Annotated in this window: 13 protein-coding genes and 1 pseudogene; 7 read left to right on the top strand and 7 right to left on the bottom strand. The window is 52.1% G+C overall.

Annotation, left to right across the window (positions count from 1 at the left end):
* Nucleotides 1-40: 40 nt before the first annotated feature.
* The gene (locus tag UC14_RS20520) at nt 41-973 is read right to left on the bottom strand and encodes a LysR family transcriptional regulator (RefSeq protein WP_041673052.1); all 933 of its coding nucleotides are present in this window, start codon (nt 971-973) and stop codon (nt 41-43) included.
* A gap of 101 nt (nt 974-1074) precedes the next feature.
* Here UC14_RS20520 and UC14_RS20525 point away from each other — a divergent pair, with 101 nt between their 5' ends.
* Together UC14_RS20525 and UC14_RS20530 are read left to right on the top strand one after the other, a co-directional pair.
* The gene (locus UC14_RS20525; RefSeq protein ID WP_013574720.1) at nt 1075-1509 is read left to right on the top strand and encodes a DMT family transporter; all 435 of its coding nucleotides are present in this window, start codon (nt 1075-1077) and stop codon (nt 1507-1509) included.
* Between the two features lie 3 nt (nt 1510-1512).
* Nucleotides 1513-1965 carry a DMT family transporter gene (locus UC14_RS20530; RefSeq protein ID WP_013574721.1) on the top strand — a complete coding sequence of 151 codons (453 nt, stop codon included), beginning with the start codon at nt 1513-1515 and terminating at the stop codon, nt 1963-1965.
* 27 nt (nt 1966-1992) lie between these two features.
* Here the strand turns inward: UC14_RS20530 and UC14_RS20535 are convergent, their stop codons facing one another.
* Both UC14_RS20535 and UC14_RS20540 read right to left on the bottom strand, forming a co-directional pair.
* Nucleotides 1993-2451: an RES family NAD+ phosphorylase gene (locus tag UC14_RS20535; RefSeq protein WP_112198338.1), complete on the bottom strand. Its 459-nt coding sequence runs from the start codon at nt 2449-2451 to the stop codon at nt 1993-1995.
* Complete coding sequence (locus UC14_RS20540) at nt 2448-2909, bottom strand: antitoxin Xre/MbcA/ParS toxin-binding domain-containing protein (RefSeq protein ID WP_013574723.1); 462 nt, start codon at nt 2907-2909, stop codon at nt 2448-2450. The genes UC14_RS20535 and UC14_RS20540 overlap by 4 nt, the downstream gene beginning before the upstream one ends.
* Before the next feature lie 350 nt (nt 2910-3259).
* Here UC14_RS20540 and UC14_RS20545 point away from each other — a divergent pair, with 350 nt between their 5' ends.
* Nucleotides 3260-4147 carry a nucleoside-specific channel-forming protein Tsx gene (locus UC14_RS20545; protein WP_013574724.1) on the top strand — a complete coding sequence of 296 codons (888 nt, stop codon included), beginning with the start codon at nt 3260-3262 and terminating at the stop codon, nt 4145-4147.
* Between the two features lie 186 nt (nt 4148-4333).
* Entirely contained in the window at nt 4334-5929 is a 1596-nt protein-coding gene (locus tag UC14_RS20550) for an ABC-F family ATPase (protein WP_013574725.1), read from the top strand.
* 193 nt (nt 5930-6122) lie between these two features.
* On the opposite strand, the gene moeB is transcribed toward UC14_RS20550, so the two are convergent.
* Both moeB and moeA read right to left on the bottom strand, forming a co-directional pair.
* The gene (moeB, locus tag UC14_RS20555) at nt 6123-6884 is read right to left on the bottom strand and encodes a molybdopterin-synthase adenylyltransferase MoeB (RefSeq protein ID WP_013574726.1); all 762 of its coding nucleotides are present in this window, start codon (nt 6882-6884) and stop codon (nt 6123-6125) included.
* A 2-nt stretch (nt 6885-6886) separates the two neighbouring features.
* Nucleotides 6887-8128, bottom strand: coding sequence for a molybdopterin molybdotransferase MoeA (gene moeA, locus UC14_RS20560; RefSeq protein WP_112198339.1), 1242 nt, complete (start codon nt 8126-8128; stop codon nt 6887-6889).
* 245 nt (nt 8129-8373) lie between these two features.
* Here moeA and UC14_RS20565 point away from each other — a divergent pair, with 245 nt between their 5' ends.
* On the top strand, nt 8374-8607 hold the full coding sequence (locus UC14_RS20565; protein ID WP_013574728.1) for a DeoR family transcriptional regulator: 234 nt from the start codon (nt 8374-8376) through the stop codon (nt 8605-8607).
* 74 nt (nt 8608-8681) lie between these two features.
* Here UC14_RS20565 and UC14_RS20570 read toward each other — a convergent pair whose 3' ends face one another.
* Complete coding sequence (locus tag UC14_RS20570; protein WP_232829716.1) at nt 8682-11501, bottom strand: autotransporter outer membrane beta-barrel domain-containing protein; 2820 nt, start codon at nt 11499-11501, stop codon at nt 8682-8684.
* Between the two features lie 401 nt (nt 11502-11902).
* Entirely contained in the window at nt 11903-13102 is a 1200-nt protein-coding gene (gene tsgA / locus UC14_RS20575) for an MFS transporter TsgA (RefSeq protein WP_013574731.1), read from the bottom strand.
* A 277-nt stretch (nt 13103-13379) separates the two neighbouring features.
* Between tsgA and UC14_RS20580 the strand changes: the two genes are divergently transcribed.
* Nucleotides 13380-14384: an isoaspartyl peptidase/L-asparaginase family protein gene (locus UC14_RS20580; protein ID WP_112198341.1), complete on the top strand. Its 1005-nt coding sequence runs from the start codon at nt 13380-13382 to the stop codon at nt 14382-14384.
* Nucleotides 14381-15306: pseudogene (locus tag UC14_RS20585) on the top strand (ATP-binding cassette domain-containing protein); the annotation flags it as partial. The gene UC14_RS20580 and the pseudogene UC14_RS20585, both read left to right, overlap by 4 nt.

Below are 15306 nucleotides of genomic sequence, written 5' to 3' on the forward strand. Positions count from 1 at the left end.
GGGGAGGGGGTATTAATGGCAACTCAGAAGACGGATATGTTTACCTTTCCCAGTACGCCGGACTGCCAAATTTCTCCAGCAGAAAATCAATCACAGCCCTGACTTTGATCGACGGGCGGCGGCTGTTCGGATACAGCGCGCTGATGGTTTGCGGCTCCGGTGACGTCGATACCTGATAATTTTCCAGTACGCTGACCAGCCGACCGTCGCGCAGGGCATCGCCAATCAGCCAGGTGGGGAACACCACCAGCCCCATGCCGTCGATCCCGGCCTGCGTCAGGGTTTCCGCATTATTGCTGGTCAGTAATCCCCGCAGGGTCATCGAATGCCATTCCTGTTCCGGCTGACGAAAGTACCAGCGTTGCGGACCGGCAAATCCTTTGAACACCAGGCAACTGTGACTGGCTAAATCCTCCGGTGTTTCCGGCTTTCCTGCGCGGGCCAGATAAGCAGGGCTGGCGGCAAGGCGAAAATTCTGATGGCCGAGCGTGCGCGCCTGCAGGGTGGAGTCCGCCATCACGCCAATACGGATGAGCAAGTCAACGCTGTCCTGCAACGGGTCGATAAAATCGTCGGTCTGCATCAGCTCGATATTCAGGCGCGGATAACGTGTACTCAGCTCATGCAACCACGGCGCAAGATGGCGCTGACCAAAAACTACCGGCGCATTGATGCGCACCAGTCCGCCGGGTTCGCTGTCCTGCTCCTGCAAATCCAGCGTGGCGAGATCCAGCTGTGTCAGCACCTGTCGCGCATGACCGGCGAGCAGTTTGCCGGATTCTGTCGGGCTGACGGCGCGTGTGTTGCGATACAGCAGTTGCGTCTGTAATGCCTGTTCAAGCTGGGAAATCACCCGCGATACGGTTGACGGCGACATCGCCTCACGCCGCGCCACCTCAGAGAAACTGCCCTGATCCAGTACCGCGACATACAGCCGTAATGCCTGAATATTGATCTGATTAAAACCTTTCATCTGTGCGTATCCCGCAAAGGTATTTTCCTGATTGTGCTGTTTTTCGCATAGTTCTGTCACGTTATAGTCGCCGCTTCGAAAAAACAGAAAGCAGGGCAATGATGAATCTGATGTTAATTCCGCTGGTCGTTCTGGCGGGGATGGGGCTTTCACTGGAGGCCGGGCTGATTGGTCCGCTGGGAACGGAGGTTGGCCATCTGTGGGCCACGCTGAGTATTTTTGGTGTGGGTGCGGTGCTCACCGGCCTGCTGGTGCTGTTTTTCAGCCCGCGTAATGCGCCGTCATTCAATGAACAACCGGGCTGGACATTGCTGGGTGGCGTGCTCGGCCCGGTCTATGTCGTGGTGCTGACGCTCGCGACGCCAGTCATTGGTATCGGTATGACCATGATTGCGATTTTGTCAGGGCAGGTGGCGAAAAGCGTGCTGATCGACCATTACGGCTGGTTTGGTACACCGCACAAAAAAGTCGGCGGCGAACGCCTGCTGGCGCTGCTGTTTATCGTTGCTGCACTTGTTTTGATTGCCTGGGACTGAACCATGACTGAACTGATGATGATAATACTGGCCATTGTGGCCGGTGCCGCGCTGAGTATGCAGGCGGCGGTGAACGGGCAGTTAGGCGGGAAAGTGGGCGTACTGAAAAGCGCATTCCTGACGTTCAGCGTCGGGGCTGCCATTACCGCAGTGCTGGTGCTGTTTTTGCAAACACCACAGCCACAAACCTTGCTCACCGTACCGAAGTGGCAACTCGCGGGCGCATTATTTGGCGTGCCTTACATCATTGTGATGGTGACAGCGGTACCCCGTGTCGGAACGGCGGTGGCAACGGTCGCGGTAATCCTCGGACAACTGGCAATGGGTATGCTGATTGATAATTTCGGCTGGCTGGATAATCCGCAGATCGCGCTGTCATGGCACCGGATTGCGGCTATTCCCTGCCTGATCATCGCACTGGCACTCATTTATCGCAGCAACCGGAAAGCAGAGTGATTTCCTGACAGAGAGCAGACCCGCGCTTTATTGCAGGCGCGGGTCAAACATCATGGGCTCGCGTTCTACTGAACTCAGTAAATCGGCAAAAGACGGGTGTAGCGGATTAAGTAATACGTTGTATTCCGACGGCACAATCACTGACGGCACTTTCAGCCCGACATATTCACCTTCTGCAAGCCAGACGTCACCCTGACGTTGTGTGCTGTCAGGCACCGATGCGCTTCGCCAGTCGGCGGCAAGTTCTGAAACTTCCAGCGTATCCAGCAGTTCCTCTGGCACCTCAATACTCAGCAAGGTATAGGAACGCATCAGCATGCTGTTTTGCAAATGCACCAGAATTTCCAGGATAGCCAGTGAGATGCTGGTGGTGACATAGACGACCGGCCTGCCTGGCGGATTCCAGCGACCGCCATAAAGTTGCGCGCCGGCTCCCGACCAGGCTGTCGCCAGATGGCGGGTCTGCACGATACGAAACAGCTTCAACTGAAGACACCGTGCTGGAGACGACCAATCAGGCGGCTGACTTCCACAGCACCCGCTTCAGAAGACAGCAGTTCCAGCGGACGTGAACCATCCAGTGCCGGAGCAGGGCGGGTGAACCATTCGAGCGCCGAGACACGATCCCCTTCGAACAAATCAGTTGCGGCATCCACGATGCGAACCAGTCGCGCCACACGTTCACTCTCTTCACTTTTTAGCAATCCGTTCCCGGCTTTACGCCGGGCATAGTTGCGTTCGTTAATGCCCATGATTTCCAGTAACACCATTTTTGGCCATCCCAGCTCAGTATTAAGACGGCTGATACTATCAACCGGAAATCCCTTTTGTATGGCATTTATCAAACTGATTCCGCTGCTTGCGGGAAGGCCCGCAGATTGCCAAAGCGGCGTTGCAGAATCTTGCACAGAGCTGGAAGACAGCCCGGTAATTTTTGAATTCATGATGTGTGCCTCCGCACCGTTATTTGTCATGATTATAGCATGACAAATAACGAATGGTCATTTTATCAACGATAACTTTTTGCCTCAGTCCGTACTGAATAAAAGCGCACGGAAAGATAAATGTGATGAATGTCACATTGGAGATGTATCGGAATGAAACAGAAATTGACAAACCTTGACCAAATCTATTTATTAGCTAAGAAAAGTCGACTCTTGTAGGAAGTAACTGGTAATTGCAGGTTTTTTGCACTATGTGCAGCAATCGGTTGCGGATCACAGTTTTAGGGTTTGTTTTATGCAACGTCTGAAAGTGGCAAGGCGTTGTTCCACCCCCCGCTTCTGGTAAAAATATGAAAAATAAAATTATTGCAGCAGGCGCTTTGATGGCTTTGTCCTACAGCGCGACCGTGCTCGCTGATGATAGCAAGGGCGAATTTGTTTCTGACTGGTGGCACCAAAGTGTCAACGTTGTAGGTAGCGCCGATACCCGTTTCGGGCCTACGCTGCGTAACGATGTTTACCTTGAATATGAAGCGTTTGCGCACAAAGACTGGTTTGATTTCTACGGTTATATCGATATTCCTAAAACCTTCGGCGCCGGTAATGGTAATGACACCGGTATCTGGGATAAAAACGGTTCTCCGCTGTTTATGGAAATCGAACCGCGTTTCTCTATTGATAAGCTGACCGGTACTGATCTGAGCTTCGGTCCGTTCAAAGAATGGTACTTCGCGAACAACTATATCTACGACATGGGTCCGGATAGCGATAACCGTCAAAATACCTGGTACATGGGGCTGGGCACCGACATCGACACCGGTTTGCCGATGAGCCTGTCTCTGAACGTGTATGCGAAATACCAGTGGGAAAACTACGGCGCAGCGAATGAAAACAGCTGGGACGGTTACCGTTTCAAAGTGAAATATTTCGTTCCTCTGACGCAACTGTGGGGTGGCAACCTGAGCTATATCGGGTTCACCAACTTCGACTGGGGCTCCTCACTGGGTGATGACGATTTCCGTGATCTGAACGGCAACAAAGCGCGTTCTAACAACTCTATCGCCTCCAGCCATATCCTGTCGCTGAACTACACACACTGGCATTACTCGTTCGTGGCGCGTTACTTCCACAACGGCGGCCAGTGGGCTGACGGCGCTGAACTGAACTTCGGTAACGGTAACTTCGATGTGAAGTCCACCGGCTGGGGTTACTACGGCGTGATTGGCTACAACTTCTGATTTCAGCGGTTGTACGACAAACCCGGCTCCGGCCGGGTTTTTTGTTTTTATTGCTTTCTGAAAAGTCGCACATTAAGCATTTTTTTTAGCTGTTGAGTGAAAAATGACCACAACTACAGGCGATCCTGACGCGCTGTTGTGGCATAATGCGCGCCAAATCACATTTCCCAATTAAGAGCGAGCGTTGTGCTAAGTACTTACAACATCACCATGCAATTCGGCAGCAAGCCGTTATTTGAAAATATTAACGTGAAATTTGGCGGCGGTAACCGTTACGGCCTGATTGGCGCGAACGGTTGTGGCAAGTCCACTTTCATGAAGATCCTCGGTGGCGACTTAGTGCCTTCTGGCGGTAACGTTGTGCTGGACCCGAATGAGCGTCTGGGTAAATTACGCCAGGATCAGTTCGCCTTCGAACAGTTCAGCGTGCTGGACACCGTTATCATGGGCCACACCGAATTGTGGGAAGTGAAGGAAGAGCGCGACCGTATTTACGCGATGGCGGAAATGAGCGAAGAAGACGGCTACAAAGTGGCTGATCTGGAAGTCGCTTACGGCGAAATGGACGGCTACAGCGCAGAATCCCGTGCGGGTGAATTGCTGCTGGGCGTGGGGATCCCTGTCGAGCAACATTATGGCCCGATGAGCGAAATCGCCCCGGGCTTTAAACTGCGTGTTTTGCTGGCGCAGGCGCTGTTCTCCGACCCGGAAATCCTGCTGCTCGACGAACCGACGAACAACCTGGACATCGATACTATTCGCTGGCTGGAGCAGGTGCTGAACGAACGTAACAGCACCATGATCATCATTTCCCATGACCGTCACTTCCTGAACATGGTGTGTACGCACATGGCGGATCTCGACTATGGCGAACTGCGTGTTTATCCGGGCAACTACGATGAATACATGACGGCGGCGACGCAGGCTCGTGAACTTCTCAGCGCCAATAACGCCAAGAAGAAAGCTCAGATTGCTGAATTGCAATCGTTCGTCAGCCGCTTCAGCGCGAACGCCTCCAAATCTAAACAGGCGACTTCCCGTGCCCGTCAGATTGATAAAATTCAGCTTGATGAAATCAAAGCATCCAGCCGTCAGAACCCTTACATGCGCTTCGAGCAGGACAAGAAATTGTTCCGTAATGCGCTGGAAGTGGAAAAAATCACCAAAGGTTTCGACAACGGTCCGCTGTTTAAAAATCTCGGCCTGATGCTTGAAGTGGGCGAGAAAGTCGCGATTCTGGGTGCCAACGGTATCGGTAAATCAACGCTGCTGAAAACGCTGGTCGGTGAGCATGAACCGGAAAGCGGTTCAGTAAAATGGTCTGAAAACGCCAAGATCGGTTATTACGCGCAGGATCACGAATATGAATTCGATGACACCCTGAACGTCTTTGACTGGATGAGCCAGTGGAAATCCGAGAAAGACGACGAGCAGGCCGTACGCGGTGTGTTAGGCCGTCTGCTGTTCGGTCAGGACGATATCAAGAAGAAAGTGAAAGTACTTTCCGGTGGTGAAAAAGGTCGTATGTTATTCGGGAAACTGATGATGCAACGTCCGAACATCCTGATTATGGATGAACCAACCAACCACCTTGATATGGAATCCATCGAATCGCTGAACATGGCGCTGGAAATGTATGAAGGTACGCTGATCTTCGTTTCCCACGACCGTGAGTTCGTCAGCTCGCTGGCAACCCGTATTCTGGAAATGACGCCGACCCGCGTGATTGATTTCTCGGGTAATTACGAAGATTATCTGCGTAGCCAGGGCATCAATAGTTAATTCGCTGCATCCTTCACGTTGTCTCGGCGTTGGCTGCCTTTACTCACCCCGGTCACTTACCGATGTAAGCTCCCGGGGATTCGTGCAGTTGCCGCCTTGATATAACGCGAATGATTTTGCGAATTGTTTTGGGTGTCATAAAAAATAGAAAACCGCCGATAAAGGCGGTTTTTTTGTGTCTGAATTTACTGATTCAACAATCCCCACACACTTCACAATGCGGGTCTTTCATCAGTTTCATTTCGCGGAACTGCAACGTCATGGCGTCGAACATCAGCAGTTTTCCACGCGGGGTTTCACCAAATTTTGTCAGCAGTTTGATGGTTTCCATCGCCTGTAAACTGCCGATGGTGCCGACTAAAGGTGCCATCACACCGGCTTCCACACAGGTCAGGGCGTTTTCACCGAATAACCGGCTCAGGCAGCGGTAGCAGGGTTCCTGCGGCTGATAAGTGAACACGCTGAGCTGACCTTCCATGCGGATGGCGGCCCCGGAAACCAGCGGTTTTTTCTGCGAGTAACATTCACCGTTCAGCTGATTGCGCGTGGTGACGTTGTCGGTGCAATCGACCACCACGTCGCAGGCGGCGATCAGGTCACGCAGCATGTCGTCGCTGGCCTGTGTATTAATCTGATGAATGACGATGTGCGGATTGATTGCCGCCAGCGCCATTGCGGCGGATTCCACTTTCGACATGCCGATCCGGGCGTCAGTATGCAGCGTCTGGCGTTGCAGGTTTGACAGCGAGACCGTGTCGAAATCCAGTAGCGTTAACGTACCGGTGCCTGCCGCCGCCAGATATTGCGCAGCGGCACAGCCTAAACCGCCCAGTCCGACAATCAGCGCATGACTGGCTTTCAGTTGTTCCTGGCCGTCAAAATCAAACCCTTTCAGAACGATCTGGCGGTTATAACGCAGGGTTTCAGCGTCCGTCAGTTCCGGCAGTTGAGGCATATTCAGCTCCGCAGCAGGGCGTTAAACGGTTCGATTTCAACGATTTCGCCTGCGGCCACGTTACCGCGCCCGCGTTCAAGCACGATAAAACAGTTGGCCTGGCTGAATGAGCTGAATACGTGCGAACCCTGATGGCCGGTGGTGCGCACTTCCAGTTGTCCTTCGGCGCTGGTGCTGAAAATACCGCGCTGGAAATCGAGACGTCCGGGGGATTTTTTCAAGGGTGTCACCGCTTTTGCCTTCAGGCGTGGCGGGAACTGCCAGGCCGTATGGCCGGACAACTGTGCAATAAATGGCTGAACCAGCTGATAAAACGTCAGTGCTGCCGACACCGGATTCCCCGGCAAACCGCAGAACCAGCTGCTTTCCAGTTTACCGAAAGCAAAAGGTTTGCCCGGTTTCATGGCAAGCTTCCAGAAACCAATTTCACCCAGTTCATCCAGAATCTGTTTAGTGTAATCGGCTTCACCGACCGATACGCCGCCGCTGGAAATCACCAGATCGGCAAACGCATTGGCTTCTTCGAAGGCTTTACGCAGCGCCAGGGGATTATCGCGAATAATGCCTAAATCCAGGACGGTACAGCCCAGTTGTTCCAGCATCAGGCGCACAGCGAAACGGTTGGTATCGTAAATCTGCCCCTCCTGCAAAGGCGTTCCCACCGGTTGCAGTTCATCGCCGGTGGAGAATACGGCGACTTTCAGCGGTTTCCACACCTTGACGTGGGTGACGCCCAGCGAGGCCAGCAGCGGTAATTCTGCCGCACCGAGCCGTACACCGGCAGGCAGCACGCTGTCGCCCTGTTTAATGTCGTCTCCGGTCAGGCGGATATTCTGGCCTTTTTGCGCTGTTGCAGTGAAACGTACTCCTGCATCTGAAACTTCAGCCTGTTCCTGCATGATTACTGCGTCGGCACCGGCGGGAACTGGCGCACCGGTCATGATGCGGATACAGCTTCCGGCAGGCCATTCGCCATGAAAAGGCGCACCGGCAAAGGCTTTGCCCGCGACCGGGAACACCGCGCCGTCGTGCAAGTCTGTGCAACGTACGGCATAGCCATCCATCGCGGAGTTATCAAAAGGTGGCACAAAAACCGGTGAAAGCACCGGTGCGGCGGTTATGCGGCCCGCGGCGCCAGCAAGTGGCAGGGATTCGGCCTCCTGACTTGTTTTAGGCGGTACACAGTCGTGCATTTTATCCAGCGCTTCGTCAAGTGAGATCAGACCGGCAGTATTGAATTCCATAAAAAATCCTTAGTCATTCGTCCCGGCGTAGCAGGTATTTTCAGCGGTGCCGGGCAGGGAAATGGAGCATGCGCATAGTATGACAGAGAAACGCAGCGAACCAAAAAGCGCCGAAGGCGTAAAAATTCTGCGCGGATTCCTGAAAAATTGAGATCGATCCCAAAATTAACAATGTAACGCAGGTATTATAGTTACCGTTATTTGTGACCTTCGTCACATAACTGTCATATAAACAGGAATAACCGGTGCTTAAAAAAAATCGCCATCAGGCCATCCTTCAGTTGGTTGAACAACATGAAGTGCTACAGGTAAGCGAACTGGCACAATCGCTGGATGTAAGTCTCGAAACGATCAGACGCGATCTGAGTGAAATGCAGGACAAAGGATTGATTTTACGCCGCCACGGACGTGCGCGTCGTCTGGCCGCTCAGCCTGAAACATCCTGGCTAAACAGTTTGCAGCGTTGCCCGCAGCTTTAAACGCAGCAACGAAATAAGAAAAGGGAAGGCTTTGATGCCTTCCCTTTTTTATGCGTGTGATTCAGAGACCTGAATTAAAAACGCCCCTGGATCCCAATATGGCCGACGTAGCCTTCCATATCGCCGTCAAACCCTTTGACGTATTTCACATCAGCATACACCGAGGTATTCGGTGCGAGTTGCGCCGTCATGCCCGCGCCGGTCTGCCAGTATTGATCGGAAAAATCCGTTGTACTGACATCGATTCCGCCGACATTGATATCCGGTGAATCCGAGAAATTACTCAGTACATCGGCGGTCAGGTAAGGTTTGAATTTTTCACTGGCTTTATCTTCTGCCTGGTCGCGTAACAAACGCAACCCGGCACGCGCTGTGCCCTGGTTCACTGAAACGCCGGAGATATCAGAAATTTCATCGCTGAAATCTTCTGCATTCAGATACTGATAAATGATCTGCCCCTGAGGTTCGATTTTCCAGTTGGTGCTGACGGCATAGGGTTGACCTGCTTCAGCAGAAAGCAATACGCCGTAGCTGTCCTGTTTCGTATCATGCAGGCTCTCATATTGGTTACGATACCATGTGAACTGGCCGACAAGGTCAACGTAAGCGCCATCTTGTGCATATCGGGTGTAATAGCTGCCAACGCTGTAGGCATCACTGCGCACTGAGCCAGCATCCGCACTTTTCCCCGCCAACGTGCGCACCTGATCCTGCGTGTCGGTACTCTGGTTGCCCAATGTCGCCATGATGCCAGCGTGGACGCGTGTGCCGTTTTTCAGTTCATCCTGATATAAGTCGGTTCCGAATTGCGCGAACCAGTAATCACTGTCGTACCCAAAACGTCCCGCATCGAAGGAAGTGTGTTCTCCGCCGGTTCTCGCCCATGCGCGATTGTTGTAGCCTTTGCCGTAGGTTTCTGTATCGCCCATACGCTCGTGCAGCGTGCCAGCAATACGCATGCCATAATACAAGTTCAGATAAGGTGCTGCGATATAACTGGGGATTTCGCCACGGTAAGTGTCTGGTGTAGCCGGGGCAGGCGCAGGAACATCCGGTGTCGGATTATCTGGCGTTGGGACATCAGGAACCGGCGCGTCAGGTGTTGGGATTTCAGCGCGCAGATACCAGTCATTCATATCGCCGGTGGCATCCTTGCTTCCTTCAAAAAGATAATAGTCGTAAGCGCCGATACTGACGCTGTTTTCCAGACTGAACAGGCCATTATGACGGCTGGCATCATCAATCTGAGCGACACGTATTCCGTCGTTAATTGTCTGTGCTGCCTTACCCGACGCAGAGATATGTAATCCGAACTGCCCGGACGCGTTGCCCGTAACATGAATGAGATCGCCAGTGCTGTTTCCCTGCGCATCTTGCTCCAGCGACGTATTCATAAAGAACGTACCCTTGCCTGACAGATTGTGCGTTTCCAGCGTTTTATAATCACCTTGTCCGGAAAACTGAACGCTGGCGTTATTCATGTTGAGTGAGTCGATGCGCGAGGAATCGGTCATCAGCCACTGACTGTCCTGAGCATCAATATTAATCGTACCGGCAGAAGCAGAAGAAAATTCCGTGCCATTCATCGCGCTGCCTTGCCAGGTTGAGTTAAGCAAATTGAGCGTCAGCTGGCTGGCGATCGGGTCTTCATCTGCGCTTAACGCAATAAGGTTACCGTTAATGATGCTGCCGTTGCTGGCGTTGACCGAAAGGTCGGCAATCTGGTTGCTGTTGCTTCCGGCAACGACAAAGGCATCGGCGGCATTCAGGGAACTGTTATCCAGTGTGACGGCCCATTCGCCTTCGGTGGCGTGTACGCCCTGGGTTTTACCCGCAAGCCGGGAGTTTTTGACGTCCAGTGTGCCACCGTAGGCATAATCAGGTGTGGCGTAGGAAGTGATCAGGTCAACCAGCGGTTGGTCCGACAGTGCATTTTCCATCACGACCTGGTTAAGGTTAACGTTGCCCTGATGACTGATTTCTATGCCGCTGGTGGTATTGCCGCTGCTGATATTGCCATTGAATACCGAGATAACAGAGTTTTCGTTTGAGCTTATCGCCGTGCCTGCGGAATGGATGTCAGTGTTCACTAAGGTGACGTAGCTATTTTGATTACTTTCGATCGCCGTACTGCCTGCATATTCTGTATTAACAGAACCCCCGTTCATTAATACACCGGCATTACGGGTGGAATAAATCGCCCGCGAGTCCTCGCCCGTGGTGGTAATTATCGCGTCATTAGAAAACAGAATAAACCCGTTATCTTCTGCATATAAGGCATTGGTATGCTTACCGTGGGTGGTCACTGTGCTACCACTTCCCGTGATAAGAACGTCGTTCCTCTTGTGCAGGCTGGAATTGATGTTGTTTAAAATAATACCTTCTGAATAATCACCCGCAGTAGTGACATTGACTTTATTGATTGTGCCCTTTGCCCCATTCTGGATAACCAGACCATCAGAGCCGTTCTGCATTGAATTAATATACAGAGTGCCGGCAATCGTCGCGGTGGCATTATTATTCACCGTGAATCCGGGGGTGCTGTTATTATAGGTATTTATGGTAACATCATTTTTAGAAAGGAAAGAGGTTCCTATTCCTTCCATCATAATGCCTTTACTTTGGCCGTAAGTGTTGATAATAAGCGGTCCGAGTAAATCAACGCTTCCGCCACGGTTAATGAGCATCGCATCAGTTAAAGAGCCCTGAGTGGTGATCGTCACCGGTGCCGCAACTGACTGTGTCAGTGCGCCACCATCATGAATATAAAAGGCAGGAATACTGGAAGTGATGCCTTCCGACCAGGTGGTTGCATTTACGCCATCCAGATATCCTTCGGTGGAAAGGTCAAAGAGGACCATTCCGCTGATATCTAACACGGGTAAATTTGTCACATTGCCAAATTCATCTTTATCACTAATATCTGTTGCAAGCGCGTAATTAGCCAGAGAGATAGATATCGCCAGAGGGGTCAGCTTTATTAATCTAAGTGCTACAGTTTTCCATTTTTCCGGATTATTTCCCATTTTATATTTCGTCCCGTCAGAATTTTTTAAAGAGTCTGGCGGACATTCTACGCATATTTATTTTTTAGGTTATTAATTGTATATTAAGGTATGCTTAATTTAAGATGTGTATGAATGTGTAATATGTGGGCGTTAACGTAATGAATAATGAGGATTAAATAATAGGGGGTAATAATATTGTTTCGAGGTGTGTATATATTATCGAACGGATGGACACAAAAAATCCGACCGCAAAAATGAGGTCGGATTTTTATTACTCAAACAACGTTTCAGTGTGCACTGACTTCGTGGTTAATTCTCTCTGCTTTGCTCTTCAGGCCGGCAAGTACCACCATCAGCACCAGCAACGCATAGGAAATGGTCGCGATATTCAGCGCCCAGAACAAACCGTATTCGTTGTAGATGAAAGACGAGAAGGACGCGAAAATCAGCGTGCCGACGGAACTGGTGGTCAGCAGCGCAGAGGTCAGCGTTGGCGGGGAGTTTTTCACCTGCAGGCTGCCGTAGCTCATCAGACCGGAGAACATTCCTGAGTTACAGAAACCGAACAGACCCACGGCGACGAGCACCAGCGTCGGCGAATTGCTGGTGGTCAGCACCGCCAGGCTTGCCATGCCGACAATCACGGAAATCAGCAGGAAAGTACGCAGTTTCACGAAACGCACGGTGAACTGGTTCAGGAACAGGCCAATCGCTTTCACCATCCAGTAGGTGGTGATGTAAATCGCGGCACGGTCCGTTTCCATATTGAAGTGCTCATGCAGCCAGCTTGGCATCCACAGCGTGAAGACCAGCTCGGTGAAGACAAAAGCAAACAGCGCAATACACAGGAAGAATACCGCGATGCCCCATGGCTCTTTCACCACGTTGTGCGTCGATTCGTTTTTAACCGGTTGCGGAACATTCGGGAATTTCTGACCCGCGCACAGTAAAATCATCAGCAGGCTCAGGACACCCATGATGCCGTACATCGCCAGCCAGCTTGCGCCATGTTTGAACAGGAAACCCAGCACCAGCGACAGCGTCATACCGGAAAGCGCGAAGAAGAAGTCGGTAAAGATCAGGTTCGCGGAACGTTTTTTCGGATCGTCATTAATACGTACGACCAGATAGCTGCCGATAGACATCATCAGGCCCGCCGTGGCGCCGATCAGGAACACACCCACGCCGAACAGTGTAATAGACGGCATGATAAACAGCGCGATACACACCAGCACGGAAATGAAAGAGCCGGTCATCAGTTGTTTGCCCAGATCAAACTTACGCATCAGAATGCCGCTGATCATAATGGGCAGGAACAGGCCAATGTTCATTAAGGAAAACATTTGACCGATAAAGCCCGGATCTTTGTTAAATGCAGTAGCCACCGGCCCGATAACAATGCCCAGAGTGGAAACCAGTCCACCGGTAAAGAAATAGCTGAGCCATGAGATCACATTAATCCGACGGCGGTTATAAACAGTTTCCATAAACTGATTTCCTAAAAAGAGAAAATAAAAAAGCGGCGGAAAGCTTATCCAGAGATGCTTTTATCCGTAGTTAAGACGTTTATTATTGCTGTTCTTTGGTCATTTGTCCCGCAGGTATATTCAATTGCAGCATTTGTTTTTCCTAAACAATCTAAGCAATTAGCGACTTTTTGATGGTGCGACATTTCCGCTTTACATACTGTTGCGGGCTAAATATAGTCAAAAACAGCTCAACATTTTCCTATACATAAATACAACATCGAAAGGTGCAGCGCTAATGAGTTTTTCTACTGATAATTCAGCGGCTTCCGTTTCGGACAAGAAGCGGCCGGTTATTGCGATCCACGGTGGTGCAGGGGCGATTACCCGCGCGGCAATGAGCGCTGAAAAAGAACGACTTTATTTAGCCGAACTGGAGAGAATAGTCACCTGCGGACAGGCTATTCTGGCCTCCGGCGGCAGTGCACTGGATGCGGTCACCGAGGCGGTGCGTCTGCTCGAAGAGTGTCCGTTATTTAATGCGGGAAAAGGGGCTGTTTTTACCCATCAGGGCACGCATGAGTTAGACGCCTGCATTATGGATGGCCGGACGCTCGATGCCGGAGCCATCAGTGGCGTGAATCATATCCGTAACCCGATCCTGACCGCCCGCAAAATTTTGGAAGTCAGCCCCCATGTGATGTTCACCGGGGCGGGCGCGGAAGCCTTTGCCCGCGAGCACGGCCAGGAAATGGTCGGGGCGGACTATTTTTTCACCCAGGAACGTTACGATCAGTTGCAGCGGGCCATCGCCGCTGATCAGGGTGTCATGCTCGATCACGACGGCGCTTCGCTTAACGACCCTGACCCGCTGGATCCTGAACATAAATTCGGTACCGTCGGTGCGGTGGCGATGGATGCGCTGGGCAATCTGGCGGCAGCCACATCCACTGGCGGTATGACCAACAAACAGGCCGGACGCGTCGGCGATTCGCCGATTATTGGCGCAGGTTGTTACGCCAGCAATAATACGGTGGCGATTTCCAGCACCGGTACCGGCGAAGTGTTTATGCGTACGGTGGCGGCCTATGATGTGGCCGCGCTTATCGAATACGCCGGCCTTTCACTGGAAGAGGCCACACATAAAGTTGTGCAGGAAAAACTGCTGCCCCTGGAGGGAAGCGGCGGGATGATTGCGGTGGATAAATTTGGCAATGTGGTGCTGCCTTTCAACAGCGAAGGCATGTACCGTGGATTCGCCCGTGTGGGCGATGCGCCCGTCGTCAGCATTTACCGTTCATGAACAGCCCGATGAACGGTCCTCTTATTCTGCCGCCCGAACACGTGCTTGCCGTCAGCCAGCTTAGCGTGCAGTTTGCCCATGAAAGGCAGGTCATTCAGGCGGTCAGTCATCTCAGTTTTCAGGTAAAACGCGGTGAAACGCTGGCGATTGTTGGCGAATCGGGTTCCGGAAAATCAGTGACTTCACTGGCGCTGATGCGGCTGGTGGAACAGGGCGGCGGGAAGATTTCACAAGGTGAAATGCAGTTGCGCCGCCGTAACGGTGAGATAGTCGATCTGATGAACGCCACGCAGCCCGCCATGCGTAACCTGCGCGGCGCGGATATGGCGATGATTTTTCAGGAGCCGATGACGTCGCTCAATCCGGTCTTCCCGGTGGGGGAGCAAATCGCCGAATCGATCCGCTTGCACCAAAATAAAGATCACCGGGCAGCCCGTGCGGAAGCATTACGGATGCTGGATCTGGTGCGGATTCCCGAAGCCAGAAATATTCTCGACAGTTACCCGCATCAGCTTTCCGGCGGTATGCGCCAGCGGGTGATGATTGCGGTGGCACTCTCCTGTAAACCTGCGTTGCTGATTGCCGACGAACCGACCACGGCGCTGGATGTCACCATTCAGGCGCAAATTCTGCAACTGATCCGGGTGCTGCAAAAAGAGATGCAGATGGGGGTGATTTTTATCACGGCGATGACATGGGGTGGTGGCGTGAAATTGCTGATCGTGTGCTGGTGATGCATCAGGGCAACAGTGTGGAAACGGGGGAAGTGAACGCGATATTCCGTTCTCCGCAGGCGCCTTATACCCAGACGTTGCTGGCGGCGGTGCCAAAACTCGGCTCGATGGCGGGTAAACCGCTGCCCGCACGCTTCCCGGCACCCACACAACAGGAAAGCGATCCGGAACTGATTCAAAACACCCTG

This window comes from Rahnella sp. NRRL B-41462, from assembly GCF_003263525.1.
GTDB classification, from domain to species: Bacteria; Pseudomonadota; Gammaproteobacteria; order Enterobacterales; family Enterobacteriaceae; genus Rahnella; species Rahnella aceris.